General features: G+C 68.8%; 19 protein-coding genes. 10 read left to right on the forward strand and 9 right to left on the reverse strand.

The window, feature by feature from the left end:
• Positions 1–269 precede the first annotated feature (269 nt).
• A complete protein-coding gene (locus HUW62_RS17030; protein WP_163870769.1) occupies positions 270–806 on the reverse strand; it encodes a GNAT family N-acetyltransferase in 537 nt (178 codons plus the stop codon).
• 284 nt (positions 807–1,090) lie between these two features.
• Between HUW62_RS17030 and HUW62_RS17035 the strand changes: the two genes are divergently transcribed.
• Positions 1,091–1,720 (forward strand): DUF3575 domain-containing protein, encoded by a 630-nt coding sequence (locus HUW62_RS17035; protein WP_176435048.1) that lies wholly within the window; start codon positions 1,091–1,093, stop codon positions 1,718–1,720.
• 26 nt (positions 1,721–1,746) lie between these two features.
• On the opposite strand, the gene HUW62_RS17040 is transcribed toward HUW62_RS17035, so the two are convergent.
• Positions 1,747–2,994, reverse strand: a complete 1,248-nt coding sequence (locus tag HUW62_RS17040; RefSeq protein WP_163870771.1) for a phosphatidylserine/phosphatidylglycerophosphate/cardiolipin synthase family protein — start codon at positions 2,992–2,994, stop codon at positions 1,747–1,749.
• A 314-nt stretch (positions 2,995–3,308) separates the two neighbouring features.
• Here HUW62_RS17040 and HUW62_RS17045 point away from each other — a divergent pair, with 314 nt between their 5' ends.
• Together HUW62_RS17045 and HUW62_RS17050 are read left to right on the forward strand one after the other, a co-directional pair.
• The gene (locus HUW62_RS17045; protein WP_176435049.1) at positions 3,309–4,136 is read left to right on the forward strand and encodes a hypothetical protein; all 828 of its coding nucleotides are present in this window, start codon (positions 3,309–3,311) and stop codon (positions 4,134–4,136) included.
• 175 nt (positions 4,137–4,311) lie between these two features.
• On the forward strand, positions 4,312–4,470 hold the full coding sequence (locus HUW62_RS17050) for a hypothetical protein (RefSeq protein WP_176435050.1): 159 nt from the start codon (positions 4,312–4,314) through the stop codon (positions 4,468–4,470).
• 93 nt (positions 4,471–4,563) lie between these two features.
• Here HUW62_RS17050 and HUW62_RS17055 read toward each other — a convergent pair whose 3' ends face one another.
• The 5 genes from HUW62_RS17055 to HUW62_RS17075 all read right to left on the reverse strand — a co-directional run bounded on the left by HUW62_RS17055 (position 4,564) and on the right by HUW62_RS17075 (position 12,379).
• Entirely contained in the window at positions 4,564–5,787 is a 1,224-nt protein-coding gene (locus tag HUW62_RS17055) for an ABC transporter permease (protein ID WP_163870773.1), read from the reverse strand.
• 12 nt (positions 5,788–5,799) lie between these two features.
• Positions 5,800–7,026, reverse strand: coding sequence for an ABC transporter permease (locus tag HUW62_RS17060; RefSeq protein WP_163870774.1), 1,227 nt, complete (start codon positions 7,024–7,026; stop codon positions 5,800–5,802).
• 97 nt (positions 7,027–7,123) lie between these two features.
• Entirely contained in the window at positions 7,124–8,275 is a 1,152-nt protein-coding gene (locus tag HUW62_RS17065; protein WP_163870775.1) for a cysteine desulfurase family protein, read from the reverse strand.
• A 12-nt stretch (positions 8,276–8,287) separates the two neighbouring features.
• Positions 8,288–10,240: a lysyl oxidase family protein gene (locus HUW62_RS17070; RefSeq protein ID WP_163870776.1), complete on the reverse strand. Its 1,953-nt coding sequence runs from the start codon at positions 10,238–10,240 to the stop codon at positions 8,288–8,290.
• A gap of 102 nt (positions 10,241–10,342) precedes the next feature.
• A complete protein-coding gene (locus HUW62_RS17075; protein ID WP_176435051.1) occupies positions 10,343–12,379 on the reverse strand; it encodes a lysyl oxidase family protein in 2,037 nt (678 codons plus the stop codon).
• Positions 12,380–12,728: 349 nt separating this feature from the next.
• Here HUW62_RS17075 and HUW62_RS17080 point away from each other — a divergent pair, with 349 nt between their 5' ends.
• A complete protein-coding gene (locus tag HUW62_RS17080) occupies positions 12,729–14,474 on the forward strand; it encodes an MDR family MFS transporter (RefSeq protein ID WP_176435052.1) in 1,746 nt (581 codons plus the stop codon).
• Between the two features lie 405 nt (positions 14,475–14,879).
• Here the strand turns inward: HUW62_RS17080 and HUW62_RS17085 are convergent, their stop codons facing one another.
• Positions 14,880–16,355 (reverse strand): M20/M25/M40 family metallo-hydrolase, encoded by a 1,476-nt coding sequence (locus HUW62_RS17085; protein WP_163870779.1) that lies wholly within the window; start codon positions 16,353–16,355, stop codon positions 14,880–14,882.
• Positions 16,356–17,232: 877 nt separating this feature from the next.
• Between HUW62_RS17085 and HUW62_RS17090 the strand changes: the two genes are divergently transcribed.
• The 5 genes from HUW62_RS17090 to HUW62_RS17110 all read left to right on the forward strand — a co-directional run bounded on the left by HUW62_RS17090 (position 17,233) and on the right by HUW62_RS17110 (position 23,528).
• Positions 17,233–19,584, forward strand: coding sequence for a PAS domain S-box protein (locus HUW62_RS17090; protein ID WP_240357142.1), 2,352 nt, complete (start codon positions 17,233–17,235; stop codon positions 19,582–19,584).
• A 9-nt stretch (positions 19,585–19,593) separates the two neighbouring features.
• Positions 19,594–20,709, forward strand: coding sequence for an amidohydrolase family protein (locus tag HUW62_RS17095; protein ID WP_368670430.1), 1,116 nt, complete (start codon positions 19,594–19,596; stop codon positions 20,707–20,709).
• A complete protein-coding gene (locus tag HUW62_RS17100; RefSeq protein WP_163870781.1) occupies positions 20,706–21,083 on the forward strand; it encodes a metal-sulfur cluster assembly factor in 378 nt (125 codons plus the stop codon). The genes HUW62_RS17095 and HUW62_RS17100 overlap by 4 nt, the downstream gene beginning before the upstream one ends.
• Before the next feature lie 165 nt (positions 21,084–21,248).
• Positions 21,249–22,733 carry a Tox-REase-5 domain-containing protein gene (locus HUW62_RS17105; protein ID WP_176435053.1) on the forward strand — a complete coding sequence of 495 codons (1,485 nt, stop codon included), beginning with the start codon at positions 21,249–21,251 and terminating at the stop codon, positions 22,731–22,733.
• A 12-nt stretch (positions 22,734–22,745) separates the two neighbouring features.
• Positions 22,746–23,528 carry an immunity 52 family protein gene (locus HUW62_RS17110; protein ID WP_368670431.1) on the forward strand — a complete coding sequence of 261 codons (783 nt, stop codon included), beginning with the start codon at positions 22,746–22,748 and terminating at the stop codon, positions 23,526–23,528.
• A 1-nt stretch (position 23,529) separates the two neighbouring features.
• Here HUW62_RS17110 and HUW62_RS17115 read toward each other — a convergent pair whose 3' ends face one another.
• Entirely contained in the window at positions 23,530–24,552 is a 1,023-nt protein-coding gene (locus tag HUW62_RS17115) for an isopenicillin N synthase family oxygenase (protein ID WP_176435054.1), read from the reverse strand.
• A 323-nt stretch (positions 24,553–24,875) separates the two neighbouring features.
• Here HUW62_RS17115 and HUW62_RS17120 point away from each other — a divergent pair, with 323 nt between their 5' ends.
• A complete protein-coding gene (locus tag HUW62_RS17120) occupies positions 24,876–26,099 on the forward strand; it encodes an MFS transporter (protein ID WP_176435055.1) in 1,224 nt (407 codons plus the stop codon).
• The last annotated feature ends 44 nt before the right edge of the window (positions 26,100–26,143 follow it).

Below are 26,143 nucleotides of genomic sequence, written 5' to 3' on the forward strand. Positions count from 1 at the left end.
GGGGGGGAGATGGGGGAGAGCGCCATGACGATGTTCCTCGGGGCTGGGGGCGAAGGGACCGATGGGGTCGGCCGATGCAGGACCCTTGAGCACATGGTGTGCCAGGGTCTCCACGCGGGAGGCCGTGCGCCAAGTCCCTGGAACCACGGAGGAAACACGTGAGGCCAGGCCCGAAACGGGGGCGGGCCTGATGACAGACGTCGGGGAGCTGATGACCGCCGTCATCAGGGCGCGGAGCGGCTCCGAGCCCGAACTCGGCGGTGCGCTCGCTAGTGCGTGGTGTGATTCAGGGACAGGACGTACGCCTCCAGGTACACGGAGGGCAGGTCCAGGTCGCCCCCGGGCTCGCGCTGGTAGCCACGGGCCATGTACATGCGCGCGACACCGGTCGCCCCACGACGGACATGCAGGCACACGGCGTCGACCTCCCAGCGTCGAGCCATCGCCTCCGCGGCGTCGAGCAGGGGCTGCGCCAGCCCGGAGCCATGGAGTTTCACGGCGGTGGCCAGGCCGCGCAGGTCCGCGGCGCGAGGCAGCCAGGCCTCGGAGCCAGGAGCCCCCGGGGGAAAGAGGGCCACGGTGCCCACGACTTCGCCATCCAGCTCCGCCACCAGCAGCGAAGCGATTTTGCGGCGAGCGGCCACGTCCCGCAGCTCCCGCTTGCGCTCGTCGGTGTAGACGACGTCGGGGAGCTTCTTCGCGTACTGCGTGGTGAAGGCCTCGACCAGGAGCTCCCCCACCGCCGCGTCATCCTCGGGCCGTATCTCGCGGATGACAGCCCTACCCACCAAGTCACGGATGCTCATGCGGGCAGCCAATAACACGCGGGCGCGTGACGCGCTTCCGTCTCGCTTTCCGCTCCGGGCTTCCCCTGAAGGAGGGGTGGGACGCACCTGGGCGGGGGGCGAGCCCAACGACGCTGTGTTTCACGCGGAGCGAAGGCTCGTCAGGGGCCATGCCCGCCACCGGACCGTGGCGGCGAGGCGAGGCGGCCTTCGCACTTGTGCAGGGCGCTGCACAATCCGGACGCGCCAGGTGTCGTCATCTCGCGTGTTTGCATACGGCACACCGCTTGCCTTGGGGCGCTCCCATGAAATGCCACCCCCATCGACTCGGCCTCCTCACGGGACTCCTCGCCACTCCGCTCGTGGCGCTCGCCCAGGACGACACATCGAGTCGGACGCATCACCGCCAGGGCACGCAATCCGGTCCCGCGTCGTGGCTCGCCGCGCTCAACATCGGGATTCGGGGTCACTCGCTCGGAGTGGACGAGGGCCTCGCGAAGACACCCGCCCTCACGGTGAACATGGAGCAGCAGTTGCTGCCGCACTTCACGGTGTACGGCGGCCCGCATGCCGGCCTGGACTTCAACGCCATCGGCTTCCAGGTCGGCAGCCGCTTCTTCCTCAGCAGCGAGCAGACCTTCCACGGCTTCTTCATGTCGGCCCAGGCGAGCTACACCGCCTTCGAGGTGGACAGCAACACGGACGCGACCCGCAAGTCCCTGGCCGGGCTCGTGGGTTATGCCCACCCACTGGGGAACAGGTGGCTCGTGACATTGGGCGCGGGAGCGCAGTCCACCCATACCCGGACGGAGACCGTACGCCCGCCCACCCTCTGCCTCTTCGGCTTCTGCTCGGGCAGTGACATCCTGGACAAGGTCGAGCACGAGAAGGCGGTGGAGCCGCTCGTCCAGATGGGGGCCACCTTCCGCTTCTGACCGGAGCGCGCCCCACGCGGGCACCGTCAGAGATAGTCGCTGATGAACCCGGGGAGCTGTTCGCCCAGGCGCTGCAACAGGCCGCGCCTGCGCCAGCCATCCCAGTGAATCTCCCGCGAGTGGCGCAGGTCCTTCTCGAACGCGGCGGCGAGCTGGGCCGCGAGCGCCTCGTCCTCCACCACCAGCGAGCACTCGTCCGACGTACTCAGCGCCAGCGGGTCCAGGTTCGTCGAGCCCACCACGGACAGGTCCTCGTCCACGAGCATCGTCTTCGAGTGCATCATCGACAGCTCGTACTCCCAGATGCGCACGCCGCCCTCCAGCAGTCGCGCATACGTCGCGCGCTGCGCCGCGTGCACGGGCGCGATGTCGTGATGACGGCCGGGCACCACCACCCGCACGTCCACGCCCTGCTTCACCTTCTCCAGCAACATGTCGCTGATGGCGTCGGAGGGGATGAAGTACGAGTTGGATATCCAGAGTCGCCGCCGCGCCGCCGCGATGGTGAGCAGCGTCATCCGCCGCGCGTCGGAGAGGAACCGGTTCTGCGTGCTCGCGACGAAGCCCGCGCGCGCTCCACCGCGGACGGACAGCTCCGGGAACGCCTCCCCCGGCAGGAAGTCACCGCCCGCCTCCTGCCAGTTCTGGGCGAAGGCCACCTGCATGTCCCGCACGACGGGGCCCTCGACGCGCACGCTCATGTCGCGCCAGGAGTCCTCCCCTTGCGCATCGCCGAGCCAGCTCTTCCAGATGCCGAAGCCCCCGGTGACTCCCACTTCGCCGTCACGCACCACCAGCTTGCGGTGCATGCGCGTCTTGATGCGCGCCGCGTCGAGTGATGGAAACGCCCCCTGCATCGGTCGGAAGATGCGCACCTCGCAGCCGGCGTTGGACAGCGCCAGCCCCACCGGCTCGAAGTTGATGCTGCCCAGGGGGTCCACCAGCACGCGACACGCCACCCCGGGATGCCGCTCGCGAATCGCGCGCACCAACTGCTCCGACGGCTCTCCCGGACGCCAGATGTAGCTGGCGATGTGGATGCTGGAGCGCGCGGCGCGAATCTCCGCTTCGAGCACGTCGAAGACGCGGCCGTTCTCCACCAGCTCCACGCCGTGCCCGGGAGACAGCGGCACCCCGAGCGACTGGAAGAACGCGAGCGAGCGCGTCTCGCCCTCCCCGGTGGGCAGCGTGCGCAGCCGGAGGTCATGCCGATGATTCGGAGCAGGGCACCCGGCGACGAGCAACGCGACGAGCACGGAGCAGGCCAGCTTCACCGCACGAAGCTAGTGGCTCTCCCTCAGGTCGGCACCTGCCGTCGGACACTCCAGGGCGTCCATCCGCCAACACCTGGGGACCCGCACAATGTGCGACGCAGGGCACTCGGGCCAGGTGCCCGGTGGAGCCAGGGCCGGCGCGTGAGCACCCTCCCCCCGCGAGCCCCATGTCACGACCTCCTCCGAGTGCACGCATCCTCCTGAGCTTTTGGTTTCTCGGGCTCCTGCTCGAAACCACCTCCGCGCACGCTGAACCACCGCGTCGCCTCGCCGCTGACACACCGCTCCGGCGGACACTCCCGTCGAATGCCGGCATGCCGAGTGCCAAATCTCCGAGCGACGACGCACCTCCACGAGCACTCCACCAGGTCGGCTCGGGACAAGCGGCCACCTTCCGCGACGCCATCACCTCGGCGCAGCCCGACCGCACGAGCCGCGCTCTCCGCGCCGACACCGCGAGCTCCGACGGCACGCGCCTAGCGCTCCGCGCCGCCACTATCACCTCGGCACGACGCTCCGACCGCGCGAGCCTCACCCTCCGCGCCGACACAGCGCCCCCCGACGGCACACGTCTGCCCGGCGACATGAGTGATGTCCCCGTCCTCGCCGAGCGGGAAGACCTCCCGCTGTCCACGGGTGCCTGGGTGGCGCACGGAGGACTGGCCCTGCTCCCGCTCGGCGGAGTGTGGGGCGCGACACGCGTCGGCGGTGACACACGCCTGGGCGCCACCGCCGCTGAGACGGCCGCCGGAATGCTCGCGGGCTACGGGCCCTCGCGCCTGCTCTTCTTGCGACCCATCACGCCGGGCTCCGCGCGCTGGATGGACCTGGAGGTCGCCGCATTCACCGGGGGACTCCTGTTCACCCCACCGCTCGCGGCGCTCGGAACCTGGGGCATGGGGGAAGTCGCCTTCGGACGCAGCCAGAACCAGGGCGACGCGTACCTCGGAGCCCTCGCCGGCGCGGCCACCGGCACCCTGCTCGCCGCCGCCGTCGACGGCCTGCTCACCAGACTGGCCGAGCCCAGCATCCGCCTCAAGAGCGCCCGCTCCCTCATCGGCCTCGCCCTCATCGGCACGGGTGCCACCCTTGGCTACCAATGGGCCGGCGGCGGCCCACGCTCCAACCAACACACTCGATAGTTACAGGCGCGCCACACCCCGCCGGCGAGCCGTGATGTCTCACTGGCGCGCTCCGTGCGAGTCTTTCCGTCAAAACCACACGCACCGCACTGCTCGTCATTTATTAGTTGTCATCAATTACAATCAATACCATCCTTGCCGGGCAGCACAGACACGCAGTCTGGAGACACACCCCATGTCAGCCCTCAAGACTCTCCGCATTGCCGTTGCCCTCGCCGCTGTCTTTGGTGTGACCACGGGTTTCACCACCGAGGCCCCCAAGTCCGAGTGCGCCCCGTTCTGTTACAAGCACCCCATCACCGGCCAGCTCATCTGCACCGCGCCCTGCCCGTAATCCTCGCGGCCTAGACGCGAGAAAGGGGCCCGGTCCGCTGTACGCGGGCGGGGCCCCTTTTCATGGGACACACAGCGCTGACAGGTGGCGCATTTATTCCGTGCGCATCGCCTCCACGGGGTCCAGCTTCGCGGCGCGAGCGGCCGGATAGATTCCGAACCCCAGCCCCACCCCGCAGCTCATCGCCAGGGACAGGCCCACCGCCCAGGCTGGCACCTCGGTGGGCAGGCCAAGCACCCAGCGCGCCAGGTGTGCCAGCCCTATCCCCAGGAGCACCCCCAGCACCCCGCCAGTCAAGGACAGCACCACCGCCTCCGTGGCGAACTGCGCGAGGATGCGCCGCTTCTTCGCGCCCAGCGCCTTGCGGATTCCAATCTCCCGGGTCCGCTCCGTCACCGCCACCAGCATGATGTTCAGGATGCCGATGCCGCCCACCAGGAGCGACAGCAGGCACACGCCGAAGCTGGCCACGGAAATCACCTGGGAGATGTTGTTGAACATCTCCGTGGAGCTCTCGTTGGAGAACACGAAGAAGTCGTCCGCATCCATCGGCTTCAGTCCGTGACGCCGCCGCATCAGCACCGTCACCTCGTCCTGCGCCCGCTTCAGCACCTCCGCCGAGTGCGCCTGCACGCTCACCCGGAAATTGCTCAAGCCGAACAGCGGACGGAACGCCGTCAGCGGCATCATCACCGTGTTGTCCTGGCCGCCACCGCCCAGGAAGCTGCCCTTGCGCTTCGTCGTCCCCACCACCGTGAAGTTGCGGCCCAGCAGGCGGAACGTCTGCCCCAGGGGCTCCATCCCCGGCCACAGCGTGTCCGCCAGGTCCGGTCCAATCACCGCGACGCGCCGGCCATCCAGGTACTCGGTGTCCGTGAAGGCGCGGCCCGAGGCCACCACCACCGAGTTCGTCTGGAAGTACTCCGGCGTCCCGGACCACACGCCGATGTTGGCGCGCGTCTCGCGGTGCTGCGTGGACAGCTTCTGTCCACCCTTGGAGTCCTCGCCCGCCGCCGTCAGCACGGAGGGCATCTCCCGGATGGCGTCCAGGTCCTCGAAGGTGAAGCGCGGCCGGCGCGACAGCTCCGCCAGGGACAGGTTGCCCGCGCCGAAGGGCAGCCGCTGCACCTGGAAGCAGTTGGCGCCCAGCTCGGACAGGTTCTCGTTCACCTGGTTCCGCAGGCCCTCGATGAGCCCCATCATCGCCACCACCGTGGTGGCGCCGATGACGATGCCCAACAGCGTCAGGAAGGAGCGCAGCGGGTTGGAGACGAACGTCCCGAACGCCAGCCGCAAGGTGTCCAGCAAGGCCATCATCGCGGCGTCTCCTCAGTCATGGCGAAGCGCTTCCACGGGGTCCAGGTTCGCCGCGCGCGCCGCGGGCCAGATGCCGAACAGCAGGCCCACCGTCGCCGCGAAGCCCACGCCCGCCACCACCGTCAGCGGCTCCACCGCCGCCGCCAGCGGCGTGATGAACGACACCGTCTTCGCCAGCCCCAGCCCCACCAGCGTCCCGAGGGTGCCGCCCACGGCGGACACACTGGAGGCCTCCAGGAGGAACTGGATGATGATGGTGCGCTTCTTCGCGCCCAGCGCGCGCCGCACGCCAATCTCCCGCGTCCGCTCGCGCACCGACACCAGCATGATGTTCATGATGCCGATGCCGCCCACCAGCAGGGTGATGAGCCCCACGCCCGTCGCCGCGCCGTACAGCGCGCCGGTGAGCTTGGCGTAGATGTTGGCGAGCTGCTCGGGCCGGTTGATGGCGAAGTCGTCCTTCACCCCGGGCTGCGTCCCGCGCGCGCGGCGCAGCGCCGAGGTCAGATGGTCCACCACGTCGAGCGTGTGGTCGGGCGAGTCCACCGACACCATGATGTTGGGCGAGTTGCGCTTGCCGAAGTGCTCCTGGAAGGTGCGGTAGGGAATCAGCACCGCCGTGTCCTGATTCTCCCCGAGCACGGTGCCCTTGGGCTCCAGCGTGCCCACCACGCGGTAGGGCCTGCCCGCGAGCAGGATGCGGTGGCCCACCGGGTCCAATCCGGGGAACAGCGTGCGCGTCAACTCCGCGCCGATGACGACCACCGGCGAGCGCGTGTTCACGTCCGCGTCGGTGAGGAAGCGGCCCTTGTCCACGGTGTAGGAGGAGATGAGGGAGTAGTCCGCCGTCGTCCCTATCGCCGTCACGCCCGCCATGCGCCGGTCCAGGAAGCGCGCCTCCGCCCGGTCGAAGAAGACGGGCGCCGCCGCCACCACGTGCTCCGAGGACTGGAGGATGGCGGGTATCAGGTCCACGGACAGGTTCTTCCGGTTGCGGTACTCCCACCAGTCGCCGCCCATGGCCCAGGGGAACTTGGACACCTGGATGGTGTTGGCGCCGATTTGCGCGAGCTGGTCCGCGAAGGACTGGTTGATGCCCTGGATGATGCCGACGATGGCCAGGAGCGTGCACACGCCCACGCCAATCCCCACCGTCGTCAGCACCGTCCGCAGGCGGTTGGCTCGCAGCGAAAACAGCGCGATGCGCCCGCCCTCCCACACGTCGACCCTGATGCTCACGTGAAACACCCTCTCGCGTCGGCGGTGGCGCCGCACCGGCGGCACGCTCCGGTACCACGCCCTACGCCGGAAGCGGGGCGATGATTGCACGGAGAATTCAGCCCGCCACCTGCCGCCACCCGCGCGCCAGCACAACCACCGCCCGATCTACTTCTTCCTGAGTGGTGTCCGGCCCCAGGGACAGTCGCACCGCCCCCAGGGCGTCCGCTTCCGGGATTCCCATGGCCCGCAGCACCAGGGAGGCGGACTCGCCCCCGTCGTGACACGCGGACCCCGTGGACGCGGCCACCTCCGGCGTCGCCGCCAGCACCGCGCCGCCCCGGACGCCCGGAAAGCGGACATTGAGCGTGTTGGGCAGCCGCTGGGCCCCCTGCCCGCTCAAGGCCACGCCCGGCACCGCCTCGGAGAGTCGCGCCCACAGTCGCTCCCGCAGGGCCACCAGCGCCGCGTCTCCACCCCGCGCGAGCCGCTGGCCCGCCAGCTCACACGCGACGCCCAGCCCCACCGCGTAGGGCACGTTCTCCGTCCCCGGCCGCAGCCCGCGCTCCTGGCCTCCGCCCAACGTCACCGCGCGCAGCGCAGTGCCTTCACGCACGTACAGCGCGCCCACGCCCTTGGGTGCCCGCAGCTTGTGGCCCACCAGCGTGAGCAGGTCCACGCCGAGCGCCTTCACGTCCACCGGCACCTTGCCCACCGACTGCGCCGCGTCCGTGTGCACGGTGGCGCCGTGACGGTGGGCCCGCGCGGCGATGTCCGCCACGGGTTGCAACACGCCCGTTTCGTTATTGGAATGCATCAGTGACACGAGTGCGGTTTCATCTCCCTCCGCGTCCAGCGCGCGCTCGGCATCCTCCACACGCACGCGGCCCTCTGTGTCCACGGGCAGCCACGTCACGCGCCAGCCCCGCCACTCCAGCGCGTCGCAGGGCAGCTTCGTGGCGGGGTGCTCAATCGTGGAGGTGAGCAGGTGGCGCCGCTCCGCGCGGGCCTCGGCGGTGCCACGGATGGCCAGGTTGTTGGCCTCCGTGCCGCCGGAGGTGAAGAGGATTTCAGAGGGCTTCGCGCCGATGAGCGCGGCGACCTGCGCGCGGGCCGCCTCCAGCGCCTGGTGGGCGCGGCGTCCGTAGGGGTGGCCGCTGGACGGGTTGCCAAAGTGCTCGCGGAGGTACGGCAGCATGGCGTCCACCACCTCCGGGTCCACGGGGGTGGTGGCGTTGTGGTCCAGGTACAGCGGGCGCTCGGGGCTCATGGCCCCGCAGGATTACGGCAGCACCGTGACGGTGTCTCCCTCCAAGCGCACCGGGAAGCCCACGGTGTTGGGGTGGACCGTTCCCTCCTCGACGATATCGCGCGTGTCCACGCTGACCTGGAACGTGTAGGTGCCGTCCGCCACGTCGGTGATGTCCACCCACTGGCACGGGGTGTCGAGCGTGTAGATGTCCGACCAGCCCGGGGAGATGCCCATGGGCTCGTGGACGGTCCACACCGGCGACTCCGCGCAGTAGCTCTGGAGGTCCACCAGGAAGTAGCCCTGCTTGCGCCCCCTCATCACCGCGTTGCCGCCGGAGTCCCTCAGCTCGTAGGCCGCGAAGTTGGTGAGGTGGTCGTGCCCATGGCACGCGTCATAGACATACAGGTCCGGGTTCTCCTCGATGGGTGGGAGGACCGCGGACTTGCTGCCCAGGTTCTGGATGGAGGTGCTGAAGCGCAGCAGCTTGCGACGACCCGGCGCGAGCACGCACTCCTCCTTCACCTCGCAGGAGTCGGCGGGGAAGTCCTTCCACACCACGTGCACCGTGCGCTCGAGCACGTCCTGGTCCACGGTGAGGTCCGGCTTGCCGTTCACCTCGTCTATCCCCAGGCCGCAAATCCTCGGCGCGAGCAGGTAGGGAGGCGCGGTGGGCGTCGTCGGCACCTGACCTCCTCCGAAGACAGACACGTCGCCCATGGGCTTGTCGAGGACGTCGCCGAATTCGGTGGAGGCCACCACCAGGTCTTCGAACCCGTCGCCGTCCAGGTCTCCTGGCGCGACCACGGAATAGCGCCGGTACGTCCGATAGCCGTTGGGGACGACGTCACCCCGGGGCCAGGACCAGGCGGGCTGCAGCGCCTGGGAGATGCCGTCCTTCGGTGAGAAGAAGTAGAGCCTCCCCGCGGAGCCCACCACGAAGTCGTTGCGCTGGCCGTCGCCATCCATGTCGCCCACGAGGCTCGCGCCGGAGAACGCGCCGAAGAAGGGGAAGGAGGGGTCCCCCAGGGTGGACCACGCCGGCGTGGAGGAGAACGCGCCGTCCGGCTGGGAGAAGTGGAACTGGAACGGGCCCGAGTCCGCCAACAGGAAGGCCTCTGGATGCCCGTCTCCGTTCAAGTCCGGCAGGAGGTCGATGGGCCCGAGGAGGGTCTCGATTCGCGACGGCTCCGTGGAGATGGGGCCATCGCACGCGAAGGCACTGCCAGGCTTGCAGCCGAGGAAGTAGCCCCGCCGGCCATCCTCCAGGGAGAGCGCCACATCCCCCGCGTCATCCCCATTCAGGTCCCCCGCGGCCGAAGCGGAGAAGTAGCCCGTGCGAGTGCGCGCCAGCGTGAAGAGCCCCTCTTCCCGGGCCCCAGGCGTGGACAGGTAGAAGAGCTGCTCGGTGCCGCGGGTGGCGATGAGGTCATCCCGGCCATCTCCATTCAAGTCCACGAAGAGGGAGCTCAAGAAGATGCCGTTTCCCGGCACACGGAAGGTCGGCGCGGCCAGCATCGCCGCCAGGTCCGCCTGGCCCAGGAAGACGGAGGAGCCGTAGCGGCCATGCACCAGCAGGTCCGCGTAGGCGTCTCCATTCACGTCGCCCGCCGCCACCCGGAGCACCTGCCCGGAGGTTCTCGGGTGCGTGTTCTGCCAGGTCATCGGCGCGGACACGGCCTGGGTGGAGAAGAACTTCTCCTGTCCCACGAAGATGGACACGCGCCCGGGGTTGAGCGTGCTGGTGAGCAGCAACTGACAGGCCTGAGAGCCCACCACCAGGTCCTTGCGCCCGTCCCCGTTGAAGTCCGCGAGCGCCACGGCGCCGCCAAAGCACTCGTTGGGGAAGCTCGGGTCCGCCTTCACCTGCCACAGCGGCGTCTCGGAGAGCGTGGGCTTCGGCGCGGGAGGCGGGTCGTCATCCTTGCAGCCAACCAGCGCCGACAGCAGACACACGACGACCAGCGACCTCGAGGGCACACGCATGACCGACTCCTCTTGTGGGGTACCGCGGGGAAAACACCTCGTGTCACGGGCCGGGCGCGCGAGGACTCCGCGTGCCCGGCCCTGCTGCCTCGGCGGACGGGGTCAGCGCACCACCGTCACGGTGTCTCCGTCGATGCGGACATCCAGCTTCACTTCGTTGGAAATCGCGTTCGCCTCTTCGATGATGTCCTTCTCGTCCACGCCGACGCGCAGGGTGTACGTGCCGTCGGTGAGGTCGGTGATGTCAATCCACTGGCAGGGGATGTCGGCGACGTAGATGTCCGACCAGCCGGCGGAGATGCTCATGCGCTCACCGATGGTAATCGGCGCGGCGTCCGAGCATTGCCGGTGGTAGTCCACCAGGTAGAAGCCCTGCTTGCGGCCGGTGACGACGTCGTTGCCCTGGGCGTCGCGCAGCGCGTAGCCGGCGAAGTCCGTCAGGTGCTCGTGCCCGTGACACTCGTCGTAGACATAGAGCTCGGGACGCTCCTCGGACGTGGGCACGTCCGCCACCGCGTTGCCCAGGTTCAGGATGGAGGTGCTGAAGCGCAGCAGGCGCCGCTGCCCCGCGGCCGGCACGCAGCCCTCCAGCACCTCGCAGGCGTCCGCCTTGAAGGTCTTCCGCTCCACGTACAGCGAGCGCGCGAGCACGTCTCCATCCACGGTGAGGTCCGGCTTGCCATTCACCGGGTCCACCACCAGTCCGCAGCTCTTCGACTCCGGCAGGTGCGGACGCGGCGCGGGCGGCGCGGGGACATGGCCGCCCCCGAGGATGACGACGCGGCCCGCGGGCCCATCCACCAGCCCCGTCGGCGGAGCGATGCCCACCACGAGGTCACGGAAGCCATTGCCGTCCAGGTCTCCGGGCGCCAGCACCGCGTGGCTCATGAAGCCCTCGAAGGTGGAGGGCAGCGCGTCCGCGCGAGGCCACGCGAAGGAGGGTTTCAAGTCCGAGGAGATGGCCGCCCCGGGAGAGAAGAAGTACAGCCGGCCCATCGAGCTCGCGATGAAGTCGTGCGCCTGTCCGTCTCCGTCCAGGTCCCCCACCGGCTGCGGTGAGCCGAGCAGCGAGAACAGCGGGTCCTCCACCAACTGCCACGTGGGCATCGGCCCATAGCCACCCGTTGACTGCGCGTCCGACAGGTAGAGCTGCCAGGTGCCACCGCCGAGTCCCGTGAAGCGCTCGGGCTGTCCGTCTCCATTGAGGTCGGGGAACAGGCCCATGGCCCAGGCATTCAGGGACCACACGGGCTCGGCCGTCAGCGCGCCATCACACGTGAGGGCGCTGTCCTGCTTGCAGCCCAGGTAGAGGCGGAAGGTCTCCGCGCTGTAGGCCACCACGTCCTGCACGCCGTCGCCGTTGGTGTCTCCCACGCGACGCAAGCTCGTCCCGAAGAGAGAGGCCGTCCGGGACACCAGGACGAAGGGCACCTGCCCTGCTTGCGCCCGATAGACGGACACGATGCCGCCCTTCGAGCTGACCAGGTCATCCAGGCCGTCGCCGGTGACATCCGTCAGCAGCGTGTTGCCGTACAAGCCACCGCCCGGCACCTGGAAGGCGACCTCGGAGAGCAGCTCCGACAGGACGGGGCGCCCCTTGAAGACGAGCGCGCCATACAGACCGGAGATGAGCAGGTCCGCGTAGGCGTCTCCGTCGATGTTGCCCACGGAGACCGTCATGCCGTTACCGGTGGTGCGCGAGTTGCTGTTGCGCCAGTCCATGGTCCACGAGGGCCCCTGCTTCGCGAAGTACGGGGCCTGTCCGGGGAAGAGGTACACGCGGCCGGGCTCACGCGTCTGGCCCATGCAGGGCGGGGCACCGACGACGAGGTCCTTCTGACCGTCACCATCCAGGTCTCCCATCGCGATGGTGCGGCCGAAGCACCCCGCCGCGTAGGTGGCGTCATGGTCCACCCGCCACAGGGGCACCTCGGAGAGCTCGTTGCCCGCATCGGGCGTCCCTGCATCGGGAGCACCGGCATCAGGCTCGCCCGCATCAGGTGCACCGGCGTCGGGGGTCCCCGAGTCGGGTGCACCTGCATCGGGAGTCCCCGAGTCGGGTGCGGGGTCCGGGTCGTCGGGGCAGCCACACAAGACGACCATCAGCGTGGACAGGGACAGGACAGCGGACAGACGCATCGATGCCACTCCTTGTCATGCGCCGAAGCGCACGAACCCCCGGCCCGGGATGAAGGGGACCGGAGGCTATTCCCAAGGACCCGCGACGCGGACAAATGCTTGTCACGTGACAAGCATCTACTCCGAGTCGTCCAGAGTGTTTGTCTTCGCACCCTGGAGGAGCGCTCCCCGAGGTGTGGGCAGGGCCTGACACGTATCCGCGCGACACGCGGGCGCGACGTGGCGGACTCGAGCGGCGCGCACGTCGGATGTTCGCCGAGCAACCTGTCGTGCGAGGGCGGTGGCGCATCCACCGGACAGGGCTCACCTTCGCGCGAAGGCTTCCGCGCTGGAAGTCCTGCTCGCGAACATGGCTCCGTCCGCCGCGCCCACGTCCTTCGAGGCAGCGCCCGCCGCGTTCCCCGCGTTCACGCGCTCACAGAAGGTCTTCAGCTTGTTGGGCGCGCTGCTCGGGCTGCTGCTCGCGGCGCTGGACCAGACGATTGTCGCCACCGCGGGCCCGTCCATCCAGGCGGACCTGGGAATCTCTCCGGCGCTCTACCCGTGGCTCACCACCGCGTACCTCGTCGCGTCGACGATGATGGTGCCCGTGTGGGGGAAGCTGTCGGACCTGCTCGGCCGCCGCGCGGTGCTGGCCGCGGGCATCGTCATCTTCCTGCTCGGCAGCTTCTTGTGTGGCGTGTCGCGCTCCACGGTGGCGCTCATCCTGTTCCGCGCGGTGCAGGGGCTGGGCAGCGCGGCGCTGTTCACCGGCGCACTGTCGGTCGTCGCCGACCTCTTCTCGCCCCGCGAGCGAGGCAAGTACCAGGGCCTGTTCGGCGCGGTGTTCGGCCTGTCGAGCGTGGTGGGTCCGCTCGCCGGTGGCTTCATCACCGACAGGCTCGGCTGGCACTGGGTGTTCTTCATCAACCTCCCCGTGGGCACGGTGGCGCTCGCGCTGGTGTTGCTGCGCATGCCCCGTCTGCGGCCGGAGGGCATCCCTCGGGGGAAGCTCGACCTGGTGGGCGCGGTGCTGCTGGCGTTGGCGGTGGTGCCGCTGCTCATGGCGCTCAGTCTGGGACGCGGCGCGGAGCAGGTGGCGCACGGGGGCGGCTGGGCGTGGAGTTCCTGGCAGGTGCTGGGGATGTTCGCGCTGGCGGCGGTGGGCACGGCGCTCTTCATCCGCGAGGAGCGACGCGCGCACGAGCCCCTCCTGGACCTGACGTTGTTCCGACAGAAGACCTTCGCCCTGGGCAACCTGGCGGTGTTCATCATCGGCGCGGTGTTCCTGTCGGGCGTCGTGTTCCTGCCGCTGTTCATGGTGAACGTGGTGGGGCTGTCGGCGACGCACTCGGGGCTGACGCTGACGCCGCTGACGTTGGGCGTGGTGGCGGGCAACGTGCTCAGCGGGCAGCTCGTCTCGAGGCTGGGCCACTACAAGGTGTTGATGCTCGGCGCGCTCGTGCTGCTGATGGTGGGCTTCACGGTGATGGGCTTCACGCTGACGCCGGACTCCACGCAGGCGGAAGTCACGGTGAAGATGGTCCTCGTCGGCGTGGGCCTGGGGCCGACCATTCCGCTCTACACGCTGGCCATCCAGAACACGGTGTCACCCCAGCACATTGGCGTGGCCACGTCGGCGGCGACGTTCTTCCGACAGCTCGGGATGACGCTCGGGGTGGCGCTGATGGGCGCGGTGTTCGCGACGACGCTGTCCCATGAGATGGGGACCCGCGTGGCCCAGGCCACCGAGGGACTTCCTCCGCATCTTCGCGCCGAGCTGGCCTCCGCCACACCCGGCGCGGGAGGTGAAGGGGGCTCGGCGCGCACCGTCTTCCAGGCGGAGGAGGTGAAGCAGCGCGTGCGCGCGGAGCTGGAGACCGAGCGTCAGCGCGTGAAGGCGTCCGACTCCGCGGTGGCGCAGGTGGATGCGCAGGAGCAGAGCGCGCTGGAGGCCGTGGACCGGACGAGCCGGGCGCTGAAGGAGTCCTTCACTCGCGCGGTGTCGGATGTGTACCGCTGCGCCATCCTGGTCGCGCTGCTCGCGTTCCTGGTGACGCTGCGACTGCCGGAGCAGCCGCTGCAGCGCGGACGCAAGCCGGCGCCCTCGGAGTGACCGGGGCTCACGCGAAGGTGCGCGCGGTGGACCAGGCTTCGAGCGTGTAGATGTGCACGGGCAGGTGCCCGGCCTCGCCCCATCCCGGACGCAAGGAGGGAGAGGCCTCGACTCGAGCCACACGTCGAACGCGGTCGTCGCGAAGAGATGCCCCTCGGCGTGGAGGGACGAGGGTTCCTTGACGATCTTGAACGACCAATGCCTCCTTGCGCATCAGCGCCACGCCTTATGGAGACGCGGGCGGATGCTCCCAGAGCTCTTCCCTGAGATGCGGGCGCTCAGGCTTCATCCAATTTTGTCGATATCGGCGGCTCTGACAGCAATCCGGCGGCGGATTGAAAGCAAACCGCCCGATATCGACAAAATTGAGTGCCTCCACCCGCAGCGAACCGCGGGGGCCCCCGCTCAGTGCCCCGCGCTGGCCTTCGGGGGAGTCGCCACGGGCGCCGAGCCGGGCTGCGGCGAGGTGGGCGCCTCCGGGCGGACGAGCGTGTCCGGGGACTCGGCGATGGCATACGTCACCCACGCGGTGGCGGCGGTGCTGCGCGCCAGGTCCTGAGGGTCCACCTTGTCCAACGTGTCCGCGTGCGTGTGGTGCACATCGAAGTAGCGACTGGAGTCCACCTCCACGCCGAAGAACGGAACCCGCGCCGGCACCAGGGGACTGATGTCCGCGCCCCCCGCCTCGCGCGCGGAGAAGTTGGCCGCGCCCAGCGCCACCAGCGGCGTCAGCCAGGGCTTGATGAGCTCCTGCCCACCCGCGCCCGCGCGCAGGCTCACGGACACTGGACGCCCACCGCCCGCGTCCATCTCCATGGCCGCCACGTGCCGGGACAGCTCCGCCGCATGCGTCTCCGCATAAGCGCGCCCGCCGCGCAGACCGTTCTCCTCATTCATGTAGAGCACCACGCGCACCGTGCGCCGAGGCGCCTGCGGCAGCTTCGCGATGAGCCGCGCGGCCTCCATCACCATCACCACGCCCGCGCCGTCGTCATGCGCGCCCGTGCCCACGTCCCACGAGTCCAGGTGCGCGCTGATGAGCACGATTTCCTGCGGCTTCTCCCGGCCGCGAATCTCCGCGACGACGTTGTGCGAGTCCGCGTCCGGCAGCTCCGAGCACCCCAGCACCAGCTTCACCCGCACCGGCCCCAACCCGAGCTGGCGGTGCAGCAGGTCCGCGTCCTCCGTCGTGACGGACGCCGCGGGGATGCGCGGGCCTTCGTCCTCGAAGCGCGTGGAGCCGGTGTGCGGCGTGCGCAGGGACGCCGTCGCCAGCGAGCGCACCAGCGCCCCCACCGCGCCCGCCTTCGCCGCCATCGCGGGACCTCGGCCGCGCAGTCCGGCGAAGCGCCCGTAGTCCGCGGCCACCGTCATGGTGTGGTTGAAGAAGACAATCTTCCCCTTCACCGAGTCACCCAGCGCGGTGAGCCCCTCCAGCGACGTCACCTCCACCACCTCCGCCGTGAGCCCCTCCGGCGCCGTGGGAGGACTGCCACCCAGCGCGAGCAGGAACAGCGGATGGCCGCGCGTGCGCTCGGACGCGAGCACCTCGCCGCGCTCCTCGCCGCGCACCCAGCGCGGCACCTTCACGGGCTCCGTCCACGCCTTCACCCCGTCCGCCTTGAAGCTGCGCAGCGCCCACTGCACCGCCGCCGCCGCGCCCTCCGAGCCCGACAAGCGCGGGCCAATCCCATCCGTCAGCTCCGCGAGCCGCGCATACGAATGGCCCTCCGTCAGCGCGGGCCCCACCAGCTTCTCCGCGACAGCCAGGGGCGGCGCGTAGGCCTTCGCCGCGGGCGTGGACTTCGTGGCGGCCGGCGCGGCACCCGAGACGAGCTGGAGCGCGAGGGATGACGACAGGATGAACGTGGAGACGGGCAAGAGGACCTCCGGAAGAGGCGCCCACTCTCCGCCCGGCCTCCGGGCCTCGCAAGCGAGATGCTCTCCACGCCCGGTGCGAGCGCCGGATGCCTGCCTGGTGGGGACCGAAGGGATTCTTCGGGACTTCGTGGGGAATCCCAGGGGCCACCGCGCGCCGAGAGGGGGAACGCGGCGCGCGGGGCTCAACTGGGACTTCATACGGCGATATCGCTTTTGGGGGAGGCGATTACCGCCGCTGCGTCTCACTCTTTGGGAGGAAACGTGCCGGGCATGTTGAAGATCATTCGCAACGACGTCAAGCCCGGTGCCTCACTCAGCGTACAAGCGGACGTTATTTCCCGGAAAGGGGTTCAATTTTACAGCCACACCACCAAATCAGGGTGCGCAAGTGTGGTTTGAACCTCCCGTGGAGATCCAAAGCCTGCCATGCCGCCGCGGCGACCCAAGGCATGGGGCTGTCTCATGCCGAGCGCACGGCGGACTCGCGGACAGCCACGCCACCCCATGACGTCTGCCCAAGCCTCCGCTCATCCCTGACGGAATGGATAAGGGTTTCGGTCCTCCGAAGACAGACGCGGGGTGTGGACCGGAGCCACGCGCACCCATCGCGGTGGATTCCTACCCACCTCGACGCGACTCCTCAGGAATGCGACAGGAATTGGCTTGAGCCGTCGACGCTCGCCCCTGTGGTTGCCCTGCATCCGGGCACACACCCGCGCGCCTGCCCCAATGAATTACGGACATGCATTTTTTCCTGAAATGGTGTCTATGTCCGCGAAGACTCGTTTCACCCCGTCATGCACCAAGCGACGCGCGGCCCCCTCCCCCCAGGGCCGTGGCGTCTCGCGCCCCTGGGCGTTGAAGGAACGCAATGTTGATGGAGCAGTGGGCTCACCGCTTCTTCGAGCTCTCCACCGAGCTGTTCGTCGTGCTGGGTGCGCAGGGCCGGATTCTGGAGGCCAATCCCGCATGGACGGTGACGGTGGGTTGGTCTCCCACGGAGCTGCGGCTGGAAGGTTACCGGGGCTTCGTCCACCCGGAGGACGTCTCCGCGGTGGATGCGCGGCTGGAGTCGCTGGCGCGCACGACGGGCACCATGCGCTTTTCTTGTCGGTGGCGCTGTCGCGATGGGACGTGGGCCTGGCTCGTGTGGAGCGCGGCGTGCTCCGCGGCGGGTGGGCCGCTGTACTGCACGGTGCGGAGGCTGGAGTCACCTCCCGCGCTGGACAAGCACCGCAGCCCCGTCGCCGATTCGAGTGGTCCGGTGCCGCCGTGGGCGATGAGCGACAGCCTGCCCCTGGGCCTGTACGTGGTGGAGGTGCGCTCCGGCACCGTCCTCTACGCCAACCGTCGCTTCTGCCAGCTGTGGGGCATCGAGTCGCTCGAGGCCGCCATGCGCAAGGGTCAGGTCTCTCACGAGGACGTGCTGGGCCACTGCCTGCGCGCCGGTGAGGCCGCCGCCTTCCTGCGCTTGAATCCCGCCACCACGGAGACGGACGCGCCCCCGCCGCTGCACGGGGACGAGGCGGTGCTCTCCAACGGGCGGACCTTGCGCCGGCTCTCCACGCCCATGGGCGCCAGCGGTGACGAGTCCCGCTACCGGCTGTTCGCCTTCGAGGACGTCACCGAGCGCAAGCGCACGGAGGAAGCGCTGCACCGCTCCGAGCAGAGCTTCCGCAAGCTCATCGAGACGGCACCCGAGGCCATCTTCGTCCACCGGGACCAGCGCTTCGTCTACGTCAACCCGACGCTGCTGCGCGCGCTGAGGTACGAGCACGCCAGCGAGCTGTTGGGCCGTCCCATCTGGACCATCGTCCACCCGGACGACCTGGATGTGGTGCGCCAGCGCGTGCATGCGGTGGTGGCGCGGGGCGAGCTGGCCCCGCTGCGCGAGATTCGCTACCTGCGCCGCGACGGCACGTGGTTCGACGCGGAGAGCGCGGGCCTGCCCGTCGACTTCGACGGCGTGGGCGCGGTGGTCGTCATGGCGCGCGACATCACCGAGCGCAAGAACATGCAGGCCCAGCTCCTCCAGTCGGACCGGATGGTGCTCGCCGGCACGCTCGCGGCGGGCGTGGGCCACGAAATCAACAACCCGCTCACCTACGTCATGGCGAATCTGGAGTCGGCCATGGAGTCCATGCAGCGGCTGGGCGGGGAGCTGGGGCGGATGCTCCCCGACGGAGCGCTCGCGCCGGGCTGGTCCGGGTCCCTGAAGGACACCGGGGAGCTGCTCAAGGAGGCGCTCGAGGGCGCCACCCGCGTGCGCAACATCGTCCGGGACTTGAAGTACATCTCCCGTCAGGACGAGGAGCGCCGGGAGCTGCTCGACGTGCGCGAGTCGCTCGAGTTCTCCCTCAAGCTGGCCTCCAGCGAGCTGCGTCCCCGGGCCCAGGTCGTCAAACGCTACGAGGACGTGCCGCCCGTGCACGCGGACGCGTCCCGGCTGGGGCAGGTGTTCCTCAATCTGGTGGTGAACGCGGCGCAGGCCATTCCGGAGGGAGACCCGGCGAACCAGCAGGTGACCATCTGGGTGCGTCCGGGCGTGCATGGCGGCGTGGCGGTGGACGTGAGCGACACCGGCTCTGGCATGCCGCCCAGCGTGCTCGCGCGCATCTTCGACCCGTTCTTCACGACGAAGGCGGTGGGCTCGGGCACGGGGCTGGGGCTGTCCATCTGCCACGGCATCATCCGGGGGCTGGGTGGGGAAATCACCGTGCGCAGCGAGCCGGGGCGGGGCACCACCTTCACCGTGCAGTTGCCGCCCGCGCCCGCGGACGCGACGCCGCGCGAGGTGCCCGCGTTGCCCGCGCCCTCGTCGGAGCGCAGCGGTCGGCTGCTGGTGATTGACGACGAGCCCGCGGTGGGACGCTCGCTGGCGCGCATCATCGGCAAGCGGCACCAGGTGACGGTGGTGGGCAGTGGCGAGGAGGCGCTGACGAAGCTGTCCTCCGGAGGCCCGTTCGACGCCATCTTCTGTGACTTGATGATGCCGGGCATCACCGGCATGGACGTGTACGAGCGGGTGAGGGAGCGTGAGCCCGGGCTGAGCCTGCGCTTCATCTTCATCACCGGTGGCTCGTACACCACCCGGGCGCGCCAGTTCCTGGAGCGCATTCCGAATCCACGCATCGAGAAGCCCTTCGATGCGCAGATGATTCAACAAATCGTCGGAGAAGTGCTGGCGGTCGACTCTCCTGACGTCGCCGCGCTTGCCACGAATGAGTGAGACTTCACCGTGCCGGATTTCCCGGCGCGCATCCGAAGGGAGTTCCTGGTGATTGGCGGCGGCTTCGTCATCGATGCGGTAACGCATGCGTACAACCTGCACCCGTCCAACTGGCGCGCGGGGAAGTACGCCGAGTCCCTGGCACAGCTCATCTTCGGACTGCACAGCGGGTTGTCCAACGACTCGCACCGCGTCCCGCAGGCAGACCAGTTCATGAAGGACTGGTCCGTGGACGAGCTGGCCCACATCCTCTTCGTGGAGAGCGACATCGACCTGGCGGTGCACCACGTGCTGCCGCTCCAGACGCTCTACACGGACGGGCTGTGCTCGTATGAGAAGACGGTGGATATCAAGCGGCGCTTCCCGGACCGCTTCCTCGTCTACGCGGGCGTGGACCCGCTGCGGGGCACGGCGGCGCTGGAGGATTTGGAGCGCCAGGCGGAGGACCTCAAGCCCACGGGGTTGAAGCTCTATCCGGCGGCGTGGCTGGGGGACTCGTTCAAGCACACCGGCTGGCGGATGGATGACCCGAGCATCGCGTTTCCGCTGTTCGAGCGGGCGCGCAAGCTGGGCATCAAGAACATCGCGGTGCACAAGGGCCTGCCGATGGGGGCGGTGCCTCTGGAGCCGTACAAGGTCGACGACATCGGCGGCGCGGCGGATGCGTTCCCGGACCTGAACTTCGAAATCGTCCATGGCGGCATGGCGTTCCTGGACGAGACGGGCATGCAGCTGTCGCTGTTCCCCAACGTGTACGTCAACCTGGAGGTGACGGGGGCGTTGCTGGTGAAGCGGGAGCGCTGGTTCGCGGAGTCGCTGGCGGCGCTGCTCAAGTGGGCGGGCCCGGCGAAAATCATGTGGGGCTCCGGCACGGTGTTCAGCCATCCGCAGCCGGCGCTGCACAAGTTCTGGCACGACTTCCAACTGCCCGAGGAGCTGGTGCAGATGGCGGGCATGCAGGTAACGCCGGAGGTGAAGCGGATGATTCTCTGCGACAACTACGCGCGCTACGCCGGGGTGGACGTGGAGGCGGTGAAGAAGCGCATCGAGAACGACGAGTTCTCGCGCAAGCGCGCCAAGGGCGACATCAAGCCCTACAGCTACAAGCCGGAGGCGCGGCCGTGACGACGGAAGCGGCGCTGCGAGAGCGCATCCAGTCGATTCCGGACCCGTGCAGCCTGGCGACGGGCGTGCCGTTGGGGATTGGGGAGATGGGGCTCATCCAGAGCGTGAAGCACGAGGATGGGAAGGTGACGGTGCGCCTGCACATCACGTCTCCCATGTGCATGATGGCCGCGTACTTCATGCGGGAAATCGAGCAGCGTCTCACGGGCCAGGAGGGCGTCGAGTCCGTGCACGTGGAGTTCGACCACGACCTGAAGTGGACGCCGCAGGACATCCAGCCCGAGGCGCGTGAGCGACTGGCGGCACGGCGCATCACCATGCTGGGTGGGCGCCTGTTGCCGCGCACGGAAACACCGGCGACGAGCGGGAGCTGAGCGATACGGACGCGCGGCGGGCCCGAGGGCCCGCTCGTCGCGGCGCGCGGTGAACGTGAGGCGAAAGGCTTTCGCCTCGACACCGTGGCCCACGCGGGTGCGTCGAGGTTCACCGTGAGCTTGCATCACGGGTCTTCCGCCTCGGAGTTTCTGGGGAACCAGTCCATGGACATGAAGGTCGTGTTGTTGAGCGTGGTGCTGTTGAGCACGGGCTGCGCATCACTTCCGCCTCCTCCTGGCGGAGCGCTGCGCTCGGATGCACTGTCGAGCGCGGATTCTCGAAGCCACCGTCGACGCGACACGCGCCTCCTCGCATCCAGTGCGCGGTCGGTGGATTCAGCCGTCGTCGGTGTAGATGCCTGGGAGCGGTTGCTCGCGGTGGCGGGGCTGGATGAACGGGATGAGCGCCCGTTGTCCGGTCAGTCCCTCACGCCCACTCAAGCGGCACGGCTGTTGGCGAGATTGCCCGACAAGGCCGTGACGCTGGGACAGTTTCCGGCGCGAGTCGCCGTGGGCTTCATGCTGCGAGAGGTGATGGCTTCGGGAGAGGCGTCACGCGCCGAGCTGGTCCGCCGGACGGAGCGCTTCGAGCAGGTGGCGGTGTTGAGGCCCGATGGATGCCTCGCCTGGGTGCGCAGCGGACAGACGCAGCAGCGCGTGGGTCAGGTCGAGTGGAAGGACGCCAACTTCCGAGCGGGGCTGTTCGAGCTGGGGCGCTTCTACACGGGCAAGGGGGGCGTCTTCCGTCCATTGGGTTCACGACTGGAGGAGCTGCGAGGCGGTGCGTTCACCGATGTCCATGATGACGCAGACACGGTGAGCCGGGTCCTGGACGGAGCGGAGGAGTCCTTCGTTGAGCTTGCTCTGGCCGTGGGGCAGTTCTTCTCGACTTCTCCCGCCAACCATCTCGCCGCGCTTCAGCACATGCCCGCCACGCTGTCGGCCTTGCTGGCGTCATCGCCCGAGTACCTGGAGCACTTCCAGTACCTGCCTCGGGGAGAGCAGATTCAGGTGGTCTCCAAGCTGGTGACGGGGCTCATCACGGCGTGGGGAACCGCGAGTGGCGTCGCGAAGACGATGGGAGGCACGGCGTTCGCGACGGCGGAGGTTCCGGTGCTGTCACTCTCTGCGAGTGGCGCGCTCGTCATGGAGCGAGTCTCGGTGCCAGTGGGGCGCGCGGCGGCGGTGCTGGGCGGTGGACCCGGCGTGGCCATCATCCTCCAGCGAGCAAAATCAGCAGGGCAGAGCCCAGCCCCCTCCCGAGGGCCTGGACAGTGGAAGCCCGCGAACGAGTCCATGAAACCAGCGGCTCGCCGCTACCAGGAGCAAATCTCGGGACACACCGCCGACGACGCCTACTGGGTGGGCGACGTGAAGTTCGACGGATACAAGGACGAGATACTCCTGGAGGCCAAGGGCCCCAACTACGACAACAAGTTCACGGACCAACTCGACCCCGAATACTGGTTCAGGCCCACAGGTGCCAAACGGATGATTGAGCAAGCCAAGCGACAACGCGACATCGTGCGAGGGCAGAACATTCGCATCGAGTGGCATATCGCGGAGAAGAAGTCGGCGGAGGCCATTCAGAAGCTTTTCGCTAGAAATGACCTCAAGGAAATCACGGTGATCCACACTCCGGCGAGATAAGGAAACAGCTCTGTGCTCATCCCACCAGACTTCAAGCCCTACCCGTACCTGGAGACCTACTACGCAGGCGCTTATTGGGGGCCGCGTCGCGAGTCACCGGAGCAGTGCGCTCACCGTACGGCGACCTTTCTCAACCTCCTGGCTTCGTGCGACCCATCCCTCACCCACTGGTACAAGTTCACTCGGTCGCGCAAGGATGCGCTCAAATACCCCTTGATGCCGCCCGATGAAGCCACCCTTGCCGAGAACTTTCGCAAGGGCGTCAACCGGGAAGGCAAAGGACGCGTCTTTATAGAGCTGGGCCTCAGCTTCTGGCTCCACAACGGCGGAGGCAAGGACGACAGCGCAACCATCAACATCACTTCCGGCAGCTACGCGGAGGGAAATTCCAACGTGTGCGTGCTGTCGCTGCCCACGCTCGGTCGAAGCGAGAACGCGGACCGCATCATCACCGTGCCCGTTCTCACGAGTGTGCTGCGATGCATGGCGCTCGCCTGGGAACCCGATTGGGCCATCGCCATGTCAGACGCATACCAAGCCACGGAAAATGAGCGCGACGGTCAGGCCCACGACAGACCCGGCTGGATAACCTACTTCGCCAGGCACCGAGGCACCGTGCCCCCGCTCCCCGCGCCCGTGCGCATCGAGCACGTCGGGGACCAGGGCACCCTCATCATCCTCACCCCCGAGCGTTTCACCTACGAAAACGCCGAGCACGTCGCCCTCGCTCGGCGCGTCCACGAGCTGCTGGTGAAGGCCGGCCTCATGGAGCCCATCGTGCGAAGACCCGCGTGAACTACAGCACCCGCCGCACGAGCTGCGGGAACACCTTCGACACCTTCCCCAGCAGATAGTCCCCGTAGGTGCCCTCGAACGCGTGGACGCTCGCCCCGTCCCACCGGCGAGCACGGTCCTCATCCACATCCGCCGAAGCCACATCCGGCAGCGGTAAGACCTCCGCCGCGAAATCCGGGTCGAAGAAGAGCGGGAACGAGAGCCTGTCCCTCCCACTCACGTTCTTCACCCGATGCGGCGTGGAGCGATACCAACCGCCCGTCAGCCGGTCGAGCATGTCGCCGATGTTGCACACCAGCGTCCCCCGCAGCGGCGGCGCGTCCACCCACCCGCGTCGCGACTTCACCTGCAGCCCACCATTCGAGTCCTGCGCGAGCAGCGTCAGCAGCCCATAGTCCGTGTGCTCCCCCACGCCCCAGCGCTCCTCGCCATCCGCGGGCTCCGGCTCCGCGGGGTAGTGGAAGACGCGGAACAACACCGTGGGGTCCGCCGTGTACGTCCGGTGGAAGTAGTCCCGCTCCAACCCCAGGCTCTCCGCCACTCCCTCCATCAACGCATGCGCCGCGCGAGTGACACCGGCCATGTAGTCGAGCACCACCGAGCGCAGCCCCGGCACCTCCGGCGGCCACAGGTTCGCCCCGTGCAGCGGCCAGCCCGCCTTCACTCGCGGATGCTCGGGCCCCAGCTCCGTGCCCAGATAGAGCCCCTCCTTGCGGTCCGGCTTCCCCGACGTCAGCTCGCCTCCCAGCGGGAACCAGCCACGCCACGCGGGCCCACCGTGCGCCATGGCGATGGCCTCCTTCGCCTCACGCGGCAACGCGAAGAAGCGGTGACTCTCCTCCTCCATCCGCGCGAGCACAGCGTCCGAAACCCCATGCCCGGAGACATAGAAGAAGCCCGTGTCGCGACACGCCTGCTCGATTTCACGCGCCACCTGCTTCCGAGCCTCGGAAGGAGACGCGTCGAACAGCGGGGACATGTCGATGACGGGCAGGCGCTCCGGCGCGGTGGTGACTCCAGCCATGCCAGGAAGCCTACACCGAGCCGCACGCGGGGTGCCCGACCTCACACGCAGGCCCGCCTCTAACGAGTAGTCCTGCGCACTCTCAGGGTCGGCGTTACTCCCCTCGCACCCGACCACCACGCTCGTGGGCCCCGCTCACCCCGTGCTCACCCACAAGCAGGCGCGACACACCTCGCGTGTCATTGGACCTGGGCGAACTCACGGACCCCACCACACGCTCGGGTACTCCCACTCACCCCGTGCCCACCAGCAGGCAGGCGTGACGCGACCCACGAGCCACTGGACCCGGGCGCACTCCAGGCAGAGAGTGCGCCGCGCCTCCCATGTCGACACCCGCCCCCTCGGAACCGTCTCACTCCACGCTCAGCACCGGGCTGGTGGGGCTCATGGCCGCCGCCTCCGGCGCCACCGCCGCGAACCTCTATTACAACCAGCCCCTGCTCGGAGACATCGGCCGGGAGCTGAACGCCTCGGGCAGCTCGCTCGGCCTCGTGCCCACGCTGACCCAGGTCGGCTACGCGGCGGGCATGCTGCTCATCGTCCCGCTCGGCGACAGCCTGGAGCGGCGACGCGTCATCGTCACCATGTCCGCGCTGGTGAGCCTCGCCCTCGTGGGTGTCGCGCTCGCGCCCACCCTTCCGTGGCTCGTCCTCGCCAGCTTCATCGTCGGCGCCACCACCATCGTCCCCCAGCTCCTCGTGCCCTTCGCCGCGCACCTGGCCCCCGCCGCCCAGCGCGGACGCGTCGTCGGAACCGTCATGAGCGGCCTGCTCATCGGCATCCTCCTGTCGCGCACCGCCGCCGGCTTCGTGGGCACGCACCTGGGCTGGCGCTCCATGTTCTGGATGGCCGCCGGGTTGATGCTCCTGCTCGCGCTGGTGCTGCGCTTCACCCTGCCCTCGCAGCCGGCCGTGGCCGCCATGCCCTACCCGGAGCTGATGCGCTCACTCATCCACCTGGCGCGCACCGAGCCCGTCCTGCGTCTGCACTCCGTGCTCGGCGCGCTCACCTTCGGCGCCTTCAGCGTCTTCTGGTCCACGCTCGCCCTGTACCTCCAGAGCCTCCCCCAGCACTACGGCCCCCAAACCGCCGGCCTCTTCGGAGTCGTCGGCGTCGTGGGGGCAATGATTGCGCCCCTCGTGGGCCGATACGCGGACTCGCACGGAGGCCGGCGCATCAACATGCTGGCCATCGGCGTGCTGCTCCTCTCCTTCGTGTTGATGTGGCCACTGGGCCGCTGGCTGTGGGGCATCGCCCTGGGCGTGGTGCTGCTCGACCTGGGCGCCCAGGGCAACCACATCTCCAATCAGACGCGCGTCTACGCCCTGCGTCCGGAGGCGCGCAGCCGCCTCAACACCCTCTACATGGTGACGTACTTCGCGGGCGGCGCGGGTGGCTCCTGGCTGGGAACCACCCTGTGGACCCACTTCGGCTGGGCGGGTGTCTGTGCCTCCGGCGCCGCCCTGTGCATCATCGGGCTCGCCGTGCTCGGACTGAGCCGACAGCGCGCTCAGACCGGCGACGACAGACAGGTCCACCACCACTGAATCGAGGGGATGGGCAACGGACATCCGGAGCCCGGTTTGCCCGC

Source organism: Myxococcus sp. AM011 (genome assembly GCF_013372595.1).
GTDB lineage: Bacteria > Myxococcota > Myxococcia > Myxococcales > Myxococcaceae > Myxococcus > Myxococcus eversor.